We start from the raw sequence: 12,940 nt of genomic DNA on the forward strand, positions 1-12,940 counted from the left end.
GCACCCCTCAGGCCGCTTCCCCCAAGGACGACCATGACCGCCTCGACCGTCACCGCCGTCATTGACCTCGACCTGACCGGCCCCACCATCTCCCGCCACGTCTACGGGCACTTCGCCGAGCACCTGGGACGCTGCGTCTACGGCGGCTTCTGGGTGGGGGAAGGCTCCGCGATCCCGAACGAGGGCGGGATGCGCCTCGACGTGGTGGAGGCGCTGCGCGGCATCGGCATCCCGAACCTGCGCTGGCCGGGCGGTTGCTTCGCCGACGACTACCACTGGCGCGACGGGATCGGCCCGCGCGAGCTACGCCCCCGCATGGTGAACTCGCACTGGGGCGACGTGGTCGAGGACAACGCCTTCGGCACGCACGAGTTCATGGCGCTGTGCGAGCTGCTGGGCGCGGACCCGTACGTCTCCGGCAACGTCGGCTCGGGCAGCGTACGGGAGATGTCCGAGTGGGTCGAGTACCTGACCCGCGGCGACGACTCTCCGATGGCCGCCCTGCGGCGGGATAACGGGCGCGACGATCCCTGGCGGGTCCCGTTCTGGGGACTGGGCAACGAGGCGTGGGGCTGCGGCGGCCACCTGCGCGTCGAGCAGTTCGCCTCGCTGGCCCGCCAGTACGCCACCTACGTCCGCGACCACGGCGACAACACGGTCTACCGGATCGCCGCGGGCGCGAACAGCGACGACTACCACTGGACCGAGACGCTGATGCGTTCCTTCGACGACCTGGCGGCGCCGGACTCCCGCGCCTGGCCGTTCCAGGCCGTCTCGCTGCACTACTACACGATGACCCGGGGCTGGTCGTCGAAGGGCGCGGCCACCGGCTTCGACGAGGAGGAGTGGTACCTCGCGCTGCGCAACGCGACCCGCATCGAGGAGCTGGTCTCGCGCCACGAGGCGGTCATGGACCGCTGGGACCCGCAGCGCAAGGTCGGCCTCGTCGTGGACGAGTGGGGCACCTGGTGGGACGTGGAGCCGGGCACCAACCCCGGCTTCCTCTACCAGCAGAACACGCTGCGGGACGCGCTGGTCGCCGCCGTGCACTTCGACACGTTCCAGCGCCACGCGGCGCGCGTCGTGATGGCGAACATCGCGCAGACGGTGAACGTGCTCCAGGCCATGATTCTCACCGACCCGGAGACGGGCGCGCTGGTGCTCACGCCGTCGTACCACGTGTTCGCGATGAACCGGGCCCACCATGACGCGGCGTCGCTCGCGGTGACGTTCAAGGACGAGGTCCCGGTGCGCGAGGTGGCGGGCGAGAGCCTGGCGACGCTCTCGGCGTCCGCCTCGACGCGCGGCGACACGGCGCTGGTCTCGCTGTCGAATCTCGACGCGCGGCGTCCGGCGACTGTCGTCCTCGACCTGCGCGGCCGGGACGTGACAGCCCACCGGGCCACCGTCCTGACCGCCGACGCGCTCGACGCGCACAACACGCCGTCGACCACTGGCGTCGCGCCCCGCGAGCACGACGGGGTCGCGGACCACCCGCGCGGCCTGGAGGTCGAGCTTCCCCCGCACGCGTACGTCACGGTGGCGCTGGACCTCGCCTGACCGCCGAACACCGGACCTGCGCGCGCTGACCGAACGCGGTCACCGCGGGCGGCCCAGTGCTGCCGGACCTCGCCGGCGTGCTGCCCGGGAGCGGGTGAGCAGGCCACTCAGTGACCCCGGTCTATCGAACTCGCCCCCTGGTGCGCTGCTCGCTCCGAAAATTTTCGGCGCTGTGCCGGTCGGAACGGTTCCTCGCTGACCGGCGCTCGTGCTGGCAGCGGGGTCGTTGACGGATGCCGGGGCAGTTAGTAGCCTCAGCGCACGCAATCATGGCATGTAAATATCTCGATAAGTTTCGGAGACGACGAACTCACCGGCGACGGGATCACCGTTGACCCGTCGGTGAGTAGAACCATCGCCCTGATTCGCCGCGGGCACCCGCCGCCGCCGCACGATCACCGTATGGAGGGCCGTTGAAACGCGTCCGGAGCACCGTAGCCATCATCGCCACCGCCGCGCTGCTCCTCGGCGGCTGTGGCGGTTCAGACGGCGAATCCGACTCGAAGACCTTCGAGTTCTGGTCGTTTGCCAACATCAACCAGAAGGCCGACGTCGACGTCTACACCAAGGCGCACCCGGATGTGCGCATCAAGCTCACCGAGGTGGGCAGCACGACCGAGACCGCGCAGGCGCTCACCGCCGCGCTGGCCGGTGGCAAGGTGCCCGACCTGGTGCTGATCCAGGCCGACGACCTGCCGAAGTTCATGCAGTCCCCGGACAACTTCGTCGACCTCACCACCCTGGGCGCCGGCGACATCAAGGGCAACTACCTCGACTGGGTGATGGCGCAGGCGACGACCAAGGACAACAAGATCATCGGTGTACCGACCGACGTCGGCGGTCTGGCGGTCGCCTACCGTACGGATCTGTTCAAGGCGGCCGGCCTGCCCACCGACCGGGACGAGGTCTCCAAGCTCTGGCCGACGTGGGACGAGTTCATCAACGTCGGTAAGAAGTACGTCGACAAGACCGGCAAACCGTTCGTGGACAACACGCCGACCAGCGTCTTCTTCCAGGCGGTCAACCAGGGCAGTCAGCGCTACTACAGCGCCGACCGCAAGCTGGACTACGACAACGAGCAGGTCAAGGCGGCGTTCGACGTGACGCTGAAGGCGTTCTCGGCGGGCATCTCCGCCAAGCAGGGATCGTTCTCGTCCGGCTGGACCGCGGCCATGAAGAAGGGCGACTACGCGGTGGTGTGCTCACCGTCCTGGATGCTCAGCCAGATGAAGACGAACGCCCCCGAGACGAACGGCAAGTGGGACATCGCCACCATTCCCGGTGCCTCGGGGAACTGGGGCGGCAGCTTCCTCGCCATTCCCAAACGCGCCAAGAACGCGAAGGCGGCGTGGAACTACATCTCCGAGATGCAGTCGCCGAAGGGCCAGCTCGACCACTTCCTGCTGCAGGGATCGCTGCCCACCACGCCCTCGGTCTACACGGACCCCCAGTTGGTCGGAAAGACCGACCCGTTCTTCAGCAACGCGCCGATCGGCAAGATCTACACCCAGTCGGTGGTGGGGATCAAGCCCTTCTACTTCGGTCCGCAGGACGGCCCGATCGGCACCGAGTTCCTCAACACGCTCACCAGCGTCGAGCAGGGCAAGGTGAACCCGGCCAACGCCTGGGACACGGCGCTCAAGAATGTCAAGAACGCCGTACGCGAATGACGGAGGGCTGATGCGCGGCGGCCGGGTACGTCCCGGCCGCCGCCCATCGGGAAGGTGACGCTTTGACCACCATGCTCGGCCCGGCACCGATCCCGCCGGACGTCCGGCGGAGGCCCGGTCGCAACCGGCGGATCCAGCAGGGCGTACGGGAGTTCCTGGCGCCGTACGCGTACATCTCGCCGTTCTTCGTGCTGTTCCTGATCTTCGGCCTCTTCCCGTTGCTGTTCACCTTCTACATCTCGCTGTTCGACTGGGACCCCATCGGCGAGCACCGTTTCGTGGGGCTGGACAACTTTTCCGAACTCCTGCAGGATCCGCGCTTCTGGGGCGCGCTGCGGAACACGTTCAGCATCTGGGTGCTCTCGACGGTGCCGCAGTTGCTGCTGGCGCTCGGCCTGGCGCATCTGCTCAACCATGCGCGGCTGCGGCTGGCCGGTCTGTTCCGGATGTCGGTGCTCGTTCCCTACGTCACCTCGGTGGCGGCCACGACGATCGTCTTCGCCCAGATGTTCGACCGTGACTACGGCATGATCAACTGGTTCCTCGGGCTGCTGGGCTTCGAGCACATCGACTTCACAGCCTCGCTGTGGGGCAGCCACATCATGATCGCCACGATGATCGCCTGGCGCTGGACCGGATACAACACGCTGCTGTATCTCGCCGCGCTCCAGGCGGTTCCCCGCGAGCTGTACGAGGCCGCCGCCGCCGACGGCGCCAACGGCTGGCGACAGTTCCTGCACATCAGCATCCCGTCGTTGCGGCCGATCATCGCATTCACCGTGGTGACGTCGACCATCGGCGGTCTACAGGTCTTCACCGAGCCGCTGCTGGCCAACCCGGTGGGCGGGCTCACGTGCGGGGCGGCACGGCAGTGCCAGACCGTTACCCTCTACCTCTACGAGCAGTCCTTCGGGCAGTTCCACTTCGGCTACGGCGCGGCCGTCGGCGTCGCGCTCTTCGTCATCGTGGTCGCCTTCTCCGGAATCAACTACCTGCTGGCCACCCGCGTCCGCTCGGAGCGCCCATGAAGCCCGGACCCTCGACCGCCGCGCCCACGCGGGCCCGGCGGCGCCACGCCAACCGCGTCTCGATCACGGTGTACGCGCTGCTCACCCTCGTGGCGCTCGTCAGCGTCTTCCCGCTCTACTGGATGTTCGTGGTGGCGACGACGGACGCCGCCACCGCGACGACCCTCCCGCCGACGATCACACCCGGCGGCAACTTCCTGCACCTGGCGGAGCTGGTCTTCAGCATCGTGCCGTTCGTGCAGTCCCTGCTCAACAGCCTCATCGTGGCCACCACCGTCGCCGTCGGCCAGGCCGTGCTCTGCGCGCTGGCCGGCTTCGCCTTCGCGAAACTGTCCTTTCCCGGCCGCAACACGCTGTTCCTCATCGTCGTGCTGACCATGACGGTGCCGGCGCAGCTGGCGGTGGTACCGCAGTACCTGATCATGTCCCAGCTGAACTGGGTGGACAGCCTCCAGGCGGTGATCGTCCCCGGCCTGGTCAGCGCGTTCGGCATCTTCTGGATGCGCCAGCACATCGGCAGCACCATCGACGACGAGCTGATGCACGCCGCGCGCGTCGACGGCGCGACCACCTGGCAGATCTTCTGGCGGATCGCCTTCCCGCTGGTCCGCCCGGCGGCGTACGTGCTGGGCCTGTTCACGTTCGTCTACGCGTGGAACGACTTCCTGTGGCCGTTCATCGTGTTGAAGTCGCCGGAGAACTACACCGTCCAGATCGCCATCAAGGCCCTGCAGCAGAACCGGGACATCGACCTGGGCCTGGCCATGTCCGGCTCCTTCCTGGCCACCATTCCGCTGCTGGTGTTGTTCGTCTTCGTCGGGCGTCGCCTGGTGCAGGGAATCATGGAAGGCGCGTTCAAGGGATGAGGTGCCGGCCCTGTCATCCGGCCGACCGGTAGTCGAACCAGTCGAAGCCGGCGGTCCCCTCGGTGACGTACATGCCGATGACGCGGCCGGTGAACCCGGAAGCGACCTCGGTGGACAGATAGCGCCCGTCGAGTTCCGCCAGACACGACCAGCCGTCCGCGGTCTCGACCTCGAAGCTGATCGTGTCGCTCCCGGCTGCCATGACGCCCACGTGGCCCGCCTGCGCCGGCGCGTCGGACGAGGTGACAGTCGGGGGCAGCACGTCGGCGGTCCGCGTGCTCACTGCCACTGTCACCGCCCCCGCGGGCACCGGGCACTCGCCGAACACCTGCCGAAACGGCCCGACCCGGCCGATGACCCGGGCCTGCCCCCGCGCGAGTTCCAGCTCGTAGTGGTGGGCCTCGTCGATCCGGATCGTCAGGCCGGACCGGCCGGAGCCGGGATCGACGCGGACGCTGACCCGGCAGTCATGGTGCTGCTGGCGGCGGCCGACGACTGTGGCGCCACTGCGGTCCAGGCTGTCGCCTGTCGCGCGCAGGGTCAGCCAGCCGGGCCGGTCGGTCAACGACCACGCCGAGGCCGGCCGCTCCCGGGGCGAGATCCACTGTGGCCCCAGCCGGTCGCCGTCGAAGTCGTCCCGGTCGTCCCAGCGGCTCGTCGCTGCCGGACCGGTCTCGGACGACACCGGATCGACCACCGGCCACCCGTCGACCCAGCGCACCGGCACCAGGAACGTCTCCCGCCCCAGCACGTGGTAGGGCGGCCACTGGCCCCGGGCCCGGATGCCCAGCAACACCATCCACCAGCTGCCGTCGGCGGCCTCGACCATGTCGGCGTGCCCGGTCGCCTGCACCGGCCGGTCGGTGCCTCGATGCGTCAGGATCGGATTGGCTGGCCCGGGCTGAAACGGCCCGCGCGGCGAGCGCGCGCGGGCGACGCTCACCGCGTGACCGGTGTGCGTGCCGCCCTCCGAGACGAGCAGGTACCACCAGTCGCCGACCCGGTACAGGTGCGGCGCCTCCGGGTACTGGCCACCCGTCCCCGACCACATCGGCACCGGCCCTTCGAAGACCTCTCCGGTACGCGGGTCGATCCGGTACGACTCGACCCCGGACACCGTCATCCAGCAGTTCCCGTCGTCGTCCCAGGCCAGCGACGGGTCCACGTGCGGCAGGTCGACGTAGACCGGATCCGACCACGGTCCGGCCGGATCGGTCGCCGTCACGATCAGGTGCCGGCCGAGCGTGACGTTCGTCGTGACGACCCAGAACCGGCCGTCGTGGTGGCGGATCGTCGGCGCGTAGATGCCCCGCGACGCCAGCGTGTCGGCGGGCAGCGGAAGCTGACCGGCGCGATCGAGCACGTTGCCGATCTGGCGCCAGCCGACCAGGTCACGACTGTGGAAGATCGGCACGCCGGGCGTGTACTCGAAGCTGGAGCACACGACGTAGTAGTCGTCACCGGCGCGGCAGATGCTCGGATCGGGCCAGAAGCCCGGGAGGATCGGGTTGCGGTGGCCGGGGGACTCGCCGTACGCAGGCTCCGGTTCCATTTCCGCTCCTTCTCGTACGGGCACGACACCGCCATGAGTGTCGATGCCGTGAACCGCCTCGGGCAAGCTGAGGGTGAGCGATGACAGTTCTTGGCCGCCTACGGCCCGGCCGGCTCCGGCGCGCCCGTCGCGAGGCGGCCACGGAGCCCCCGTACACCTTCACCGTGCGGCGCGGGCTGCGCGTGCCGATGGACGATGGCGTGGAACTGGTCGCGGACCTCTACCAGCCGTCCGGCGCGGTGGAACCGCCGTTGCCCACGATCGTCGTGCGCTCGCCGTACGGCCGGCACGGCTCGCTCACCCACGCGCCGGCGCTGGCCGGCGCGGGGTTCACGGTGCTGGCGCAGAGCTGCCGCGGTACCGGCGGCTCCGGTGGCAACTTCCGGCCCCAGCTCGACGAGCAGCGCGACGGCATGGCCACCCACCGGTGGGTACGCCGCCAGCCGTGGTGCACCGGCGCCGTCGCGACGTACGGGGAGAGCTACCTCGGCTACACCCAGTGGGCAGTGGCCGGACGGATGTGCCGTGACGACCCCGGCAACGCCCCGGACGCCCTGTGCCTGAACGTCACGATGGCCGACTTCGGCCCGATCACCTGGACCAACGGCGCCTTCTCGCTGGAGGGCTCGCTCGGCTGGTCACGTCTGATGGACCTGCGGGGCCTGCGCGGCGCCCTGGTCCGGGCCCGGCTCGCGCGGCGGCCGGACCGGGAACTGGCGGCGGCCTTCGACGTGCTGCCGCTGTCCCGCGGCGACACCGCGGTGGCGGGCCACCCGATCAGCTGGTACCAGGACTGGCTGGCCCACGAGAAGCTCACCGACGACTACTGGACCCGGCAGTCGCACACCGCGTCGGTGCCCGACGTCACCGCGCCCGTGTACATGGCCACCGGCTGGTACGACATCTTCCTGCCCTGGCAGCTGCGCAACTACGCCCAGCTCGCCGCGGCCGGTCGTCCGCCCCGGCTGACCATCGGACCGTGGGGCCACAGCAGTGCGCAGAGCCCGTTTCTCGCCGAGTCGATCGCGTTCCTCAAGGAACACTTCGCGGACGCGCCCACGACCCGGCCGGCGCCGGTGCGGGCCTTCCTCACCGGCGCGGAGCAGTGGCGGGACCTACCCGCGTGGCCGCCGCCGGGCACCGCTGCGCAGCGGTGGCACCTGCACCCGTCAGGGCTGCTCGACCCGGCCGTCCCCGGCGCGGGCAGCACCCGCTACACATACGATCCCGACCGGCCCACACCCGCGCTCGGCGGCCCCGGCATGGGCCCGGCCCCGGGGCCGGTCGACAACAGCGCCCACGAACGCCGCGCGGACGTGGCCGTCTTCCGCAGCCCACCGCTGGCCCACCCGATCGTCGTCGCCGGGGAGCCGACCGCCCGTGTCCGGTTCCGCTCGACGGCGGCCAGCGCGGACGTGTTCGTGCGGATCTGCGACGTGCACCCCGACGGCCGCTCGATGAGCGTGAGCGACGGCATCCGCCGTATCGGCGGCGTCGGCGCCGCGGACACCGACCCGCAGCCCGACGAGGACGGTTTCGTCGAGCTGGACGTGCCGCTGTGGCCGGCGTTCCACAGCTTCGCCGCCGGCCACCGCGTCGCCGTGCAGGTCAGCTCCGGAGCGCATCCGCGCTACGCCCGAAACCCCGGCACCGGAGAACCGGCCGCCACCGCCGCCACCACCGTGCGGGCGGAGCAGGAGATCTCCCACGGCGGCGCCCACCCGTCCGCGATCGACCTGCCGGTGTGGACGTGAACGGCCGCGGACGCCCGTCGCTGGGCCGAAGAACAACCGACAAGGAGGGCTCCCCGGATGGCATCGGTGTTCCATGTGGCGACAAGCGGTTCGGACCACGCCGACGGCTGCGCCGAACGGCCGTTCCGGACGATCAACCGGGCGGCCGGCGTCGCGCAGCCCGGTGACACGGTGGTGGTGCACGCGGGGGAGTACCGCGAGTGGGTGAAGCCACGCCACGGCGGCCTCAGCGACTCCCGCCGCATCACCTACGAGGCGGCGCCCGGCGAGCACGTGGTGATCAAAGGATCGGAACGCGTCACGGGCTGGGAGCCCGACGGCGGAACGGTGTGGCGGGCAACAGTCGACAACGCGCTGTTCGGCTCGTTCAACCCGTTCGCCCAGGAGGTGACCGGTGACTGGATCGTCTACCCCGGCGGCGCGCCACGCCGGCACCTCGGCGACGTCTACCTCAACGGCCTGAGCTTCTTCGAGGTGGCGACCCGGGCGGAGGTCGACGACCCGCCCCGGCGCACCGAGGTCGTCGACGACTGGACCGGGTTGACCCACCCGGTCGGCAATCCCGACCAGACCCGGCTCGTCTGGTACGCCGAGGTCGGTGAGCAGACGACGATCTGGGCCAACTTCCAGGGCGCCGACCCGAACACGGAACTGGTGGAGATCAACGTACGCCGCAGCGTGTTCCACCCGGAGCAGCCGCACCTGGACTACATCACCGTCCGCGGCTTCGAGATGGCGCACGCGGCCAGCCCGTGGGCGCCGCCGACCGCCGACCAGCCGGGGCTGATCGGGCCCGGCTGGGCGAAGGGGTGGGTCATCGAGGACAACGTGATCCATGACGCCAAGTGCTCGGCGATCTCGATCGGGAAGGAGGGCTCCACCGGGCAGAACTTCTCGGCGCTGCGCGGCGACAAGCCGGGCTACCAGTACCAGTTGGAGTCGGTCTTCGCGGCCCGCCAGATCGGGTGGGACCGCGAGCACATCGGCTCGCACGTGATCCGCCGCAACACGATCTACGACTGCGGCCAGAACGCGATAGTGGGTCACCTCGGATGCGCGTTCTCCACGATCGAGGACAACCACATCCACGGCATCGGCGTGAAGCGCGAGTTCTACGGGTACGAGATCGCCGGCATCAAGCTGCACGCCGCCATCGACGTGGTGATCCGGCACAACCGCATTCACGGCTGCTCGCTCGGCACCTGGCTGGACTGGCAGGCGCAGGGCACGCGGCTTTCCCGCAACGTCTACCACGACAACTGCCGGGACCTCTTCGTCGAGGTCAGCCACGGCCCCTACCTGGTCGAACACAACGTCTTCGGCTCACCCGCCGCGCTGGAGCTGTTCAGCCAGGGCGGCGCCTTCGTCAACAACCTGATCTGCGGCACGCTGCGGCTGGAGCCGGTGCTGGACCGCGCCACGCCGTACCACCTGCCGCACAGCACCCAGGTCGCCGGCTACGCGGTGATCTACGGCGGCGACGACAGGCACGTGGGGAACCTCTTCCTGGGCGGCGACCCGGGCGCGGCCTACGGGACGGGCGCGGAGGGTCAGGGGTCACCGCTGGGCGGCACCGCCGGATACGACGGCCATCCCGCGTCGTTCGCGGAGTACCTGACCCGCCTCGGCGAGCAGCCGCCCAGCGACCAGCAGAAGTACCTCGACGTGAAACAACCCGTGTACGCCCGGGCGAACGCCTACGCCGCGGCGGCGCGGCCGTTCGCGGGTGAACGCGAGCCACGGGTACTGGGCGCCGCGACGGCGACGGTCGTCGCCGAGGGCGATGCGGTCTGGCTCGTCACCGATCTGCCCGAGGCGTTCGACGAGGCTCGCGTCGGCGTGGTCACCGGCCGGGACCTGGAACGGGTCCGGTGCGCCGACGCGGAGTTCGAGGAGCCGGACGGCAGCCCGGCCGTCATGGACGTCGACCTGGTGGGAGAGCGCCGGCAACCTGGACACGACGGCGCGGTCGGCCCGATCGCGGGCCTCGCGTCCGGGACGCGCCGGACGCGCGTGTTCTGACGACGGACCCGCGCATACGCGGAAGGAGACGGTGACGCCGGCCGGCGCCACCGTCTCCGTCGACCTCAGCCGCGTGCGGCCCAGTCGCCGAGGGCCCAGTCGCGAACCTCGGGCATGTCCTCCAGGTGCTCCACCACGTACGTCTCGTGGCGGTCGAGCTGGCTGCGGCACCACTCCTTGAGCTCCGCCGCGCCGCGCGGAAGGCGCTTGGCGTTGTTGATGGCGTCCATCACGAGGTGGTACCGCGATGCCTTGTTGCGCACCGTCATGTCGAACGGGGTGGTGGTCGTGCCCTGCTCGATGAAGCCGCGCACGCGGAACCGGTCCGCGTCCGGGCGGCCGTGTACGAGCTGGTGGATCGCGCCCGGGTAGCCGTGGAAGGAGAAGACCACGTCGACGTCGTCGGTGAACAGCTCGGTGAACAGGGTCTCGCTCATGCCGTGCGGGTGGTCCTTCGGCCGGACCAGGGTCATCAGGTTGACCACGTTGACGACGCGGACCTTGAGACCGGGCAGCCGGTCGCGCAGGATCTGCGCCGCCGCGACCGTCTCCATGGTGACGACGTCACCGGCGCAGGCGAGGACGATATCGGGGTCGCTGGTGCCGTCGTCGGTGCCGGCCCACTCCCAGATTCCCGCGCCGCGGGCGCAGTGCTCGATCGCCTCGTCCATGGACAGGTACTGCAACTGCGGCTGCTTGTCGATGACGATCAGGTTGATGTACGACCGCGACCGGAAGCAGTGGTCGGCCACCGACAGCAGGGTGTTGGCGTCCGGCGGCAGGTAGACCCGGGCGACGTCGCCCCGCTGGGTGAGCACCACCTGGATCAGGCCCGGCCCCTGGTGGGAGAAGCCGTTGTGGTCGTTGCGCCACGCCGTCGAGGTGAGCAGCACGTTGAGGCTCGGCACCTTCGCGCGCCACGGCAGGTGCTTGGCCTCCTGCAACCACTTGCCGTGCTGCACGGTCTGGGAGGCGCTGACCATGGCGAACGCCTCGTAGGTGGCGAACATGCCGTGCCGGCCGGTCAGGTTGTAGCCCTCCAGCCAGCCGTGGCAGTTGTGCTCGCTGAGCACCTCCATGACCCGGCCGTCGCGGCTGATCGCCACGTCCTCCGGCGTCACCCGCTCCATGAAGGCGCGGTCGGAGACGTCGAAGACGCTGCCGAGGCGGTTGCTGTTGGTCTCGTCCGGACAGAACAACCGGAACCGGTCGGCGTTGCGGGTGTAGATGTCGCGGATCATCTCGCCCAGCTTGCGCGTCGACTCGGCCCGCTGCTGCGCCGGCCGGGGCACGTCGATCGCGTAGGACCGGAAGTCCGGCAGGTCCAGGTCCCGGGTCAGCAGCCCGCCGTTGGCGTGCGGGGTGGCGCTCATCCGCAGATCACCGTCGGGAGCCTGGTCCCGGATCAGTTCCACCGGCGCGCCGGTGGAATCGAACAGCTCCTCCGGACGGTACGACTTGAGCCAGCGCTCGAGCAGCGCGAGGTGCTCCGGGTTGTCCTTGACGCCGGACAGCGGCACCTGATGCGACCGCCACGTTCCGGTGACGGTGATCCCGTCGACGGAGTCCGGGCCGGTCCAGCCCTTCGGCGACCGCAGGATGATCAGCGGCCAGGTCGGGCGGGCGCCGTCCCAGGAGCCGTCACGGGCGGCGGTCTGGATGTCGCGGATCCTCGTCCAGGCGGTGGCGAGGGCGGCGGCGAAGCGGTGGTGCATGCCGGGCAGGTCGGAGCCCTCGACCTCGATGACGTCGTAGCCGTGGCCGCGCAGCAGGTGGCGCACCTCCTCGGGGTCCTTGCGCCCCAGCACGGTGGGTCCGGAGATCTTGGCGTCGTTGAGGTGCAGGATCGGCAGGACCGCGCCGTCGCGTTCGGGGTTGAGGAAGGACACGCCCTTCCAGGAACCTTCGAGGGGCCCGGTCTCGGCCTCACCGTCGCCCACCACCGCGATGGCCAGCAGGTCCGGGTTGTCCATCACCGCGCCGAAGGCGTGGACCAGGACGTAACCCAGCTCACCACCCTCGTGAATGGAGCCCGGGGTGGTCACCGACACGTGCGACGGGATGCCGCCCGGGCTGGAGAACTGCCGGAACAGGCGCAGCATCCCGGCCTCGTCCTGGCTGACGTCCGGGTAGATCTCGCTGTAGGCGCCCTCCAGATAGCCGGCGGCCACCAGTGCCGGCCCACCGTGACCGGGACCGGCCAGGTAGATCGCCTGCTGGCCGGTGTGCCGGATCAGCCGGGAGACGTGCGCGTAGATCAGCGACAGGCCGGGACTCGTTCCCCAGTGGCCGAGCAGGCGCGGCTTGATGTGCTCGGCCGACAGGGGCTCGCGCAGCAGTGGGTTGCCCTGCAGGTAGATCTGCCCGATGGTCAGGTAGTTGTTCGCCCGCCACCACGCGTCCAGACCGGCGAGTTCGGTGTCGTCGAGTTCGGCGAGCGTACGGATTTCGGATTCGACCGCGGTCACCGTGCTTCCTTTCACTGATC

General features: G+C 69.9%; 8 protein-coding genes. 6 read left to right on the top strand and 2 right to left on the bottom strand.

The features are described 5' to 3' along the window. The first annotated feature begins 33 nt into the window (after positions 1–33). The 4 genes from ACSDG8_RS28310 to ACSDG8_RS28325 all read left to right on the top strand — a co-directional run bounded on the left by ACSDG8_RS28310 (position 34) and on the right by ACSDG8_RS28325 (position 5,124). On the top strand, positions 34–1,560 hold the full coding sequence (locus ACSDG8_RS28310; protein WP_439427396.1) for an alpha-N-arabinofuranosidase: 1,527 nt from the start codon (positions 34–36) through the stop codon (positions 1,558–1,560). Between the two features lie 413 nt (positions 1,561–1,973). Next, on the top strand, positions 1,974–3,230 hold the full coding sequence (locus ACSDG8_RS28315) for an ABC transporter substrate-binding protein (protein ID WP_210891946.1): 1,257 nt from the start codon (positions 1,974–1,976) through the stop codon (positions 3,228–3,230). 71 nt (positions 3,231–3,301) lie between these two features. After that, positions 3,302–4,258 carry a carbohydrate ABC transporter permease gene (locus ACSDG8_RS28320; protein ID WP_210892381.1) on the top strand — a complete coding sequence of 319 codons (957 nt, stop codon included), beginning with the start codon at positions 3,302–3,304 and terminating at the stop codon, positions 4,256–4,258. Continuing rightward, positions 4,255–5,124: a carbohydrate ABC transporter permease gene (locus ACSDG8_RS28325; protein WP_210891948.1), complete on the top strand. Its 870-nt coding sequence runs from the start codon at positions 4,255–4,257 to the stop codon at positions 5,122–5,124. The genes ACSDG8_RS28320 and ACSDG8_RS28325 overlap by 4 nt, the downstream gene beginning before the upstream one ends. A 13-nt stretch (positions 5,125–5,137) precedes the next feature. Here the strand turns inward: ACSDG8_RS28325 and ACSDG8_RS28330 are convergent, their stop codons facing one another. Next, positions 5,138–6,676, bottom strand: a complete 1,539-nt coding sequence (locus ACSDG8_RS28330; protein WP_210891950.1) for a glycoside hydrolase family 43 protein — start codon at positions 6,674–6,676, stop codon at positions 5,138–5,140. Positions 6,677–6,756: 80 nt separating this feature from the next. Between ACSDG8_RS28330 and ACSDG8_RS28335 the strand changes: the two genes are divergently transcribed. Then, entirely contained in the window at positions 6,757–8,430 is a 1,674-nt protein-coding gene (locus tag ACSDG8_RS28335; protein ID WP_210891952.1) for a CocE/NonD family hydrolase, read from the top strand. A 57-nt stretch (positions 8,431–8,487) separates the two neighbouring features. Then, entirely contained in the window at positions 8,488–10,452 is a 1,965-nt protein-coding gene (locus ACSDG8_RS28340) for a right-handed parallel beta-helix repeat-containing protein (RefSeq protein ID WP_210891954.1), read from the top strand. Positions 10,453–10,517: 65 nt separating this feature from the next. Here the strand turns inward: ACSDG8_RS28340 and ACSDG8_RS28345 are convergent, their stop codons facing one another. After that, positions 10,518–12,920: a phosphoketolase family protein gene (locus tag ACSDG8_RS28345; RefSeq protein ID WP_439427397.1), complete on the bottom strand. Its 2,403-nt coding sequence runs from the start codon at positions 12,918–12,920 to the stop codon at positions 10,518–10,520. Positions 12,921–12,940 lie beyond the last annotated feature (20 nt).

The sequence above is a fragment of the Micromonospora sp. LA-10 genome (assembly GCF_051853095.1).
GTDB classification, from domain to species: domain Bacteria; phylum Actinomycetota; class Actinomycetes; order Mycobacteriales; family Micromonosporaceae; genus Micromonospora; species Micromonospora echinospora_A.

Bases quoted from the DNA above. Each gene is read 5' to 3' on its own strand.
- ACSDG8_RS28340 (WP_210891954.1), top strand. From the start codon at position 8,488: ATGGCATCGGTGTTCCATGTGGCGACAAGCGGTTCGGACCACGCCGAC.
- ACSDG8_RS28335 (WP_210891952.1), top strand. From the start codon at position 6,757: ATGACAGTTCTTGGCCGCCTACGGCCCGGCCGGCTCCGGCGCGCCCGT.
- ACSDG8_RS28310 (WP_439427396.1), top strand. From the start codon at position 34: ATGACCGCCTCGACCGTCACCGCCGTCATTGACCTCGACCTGACCGGC.
- ACSDG8_RS28330 (WP_210891950.1), bottom strand. From the start codon at position 6,676: ATGGAACCGGAGCCTGCGTACGGCGAGTCCCCCGGCCACCGCAACCCG.
- ACSDG8_RS28320 (WP_210892381.1), top strand. From the start codon at position 3,302: ATGCTCGGCCCGGCACCGATCCCGCCGGACGTCCGGCGGAGGCCCGGT.
- ACSDG8_RS28325 (WP_210891948.1), top strand. From the start codon at position 4,255: ATGAAGCCCGGACCCTCGACCGCCGCGCCCACGCGGGCCCGGCGGCGC.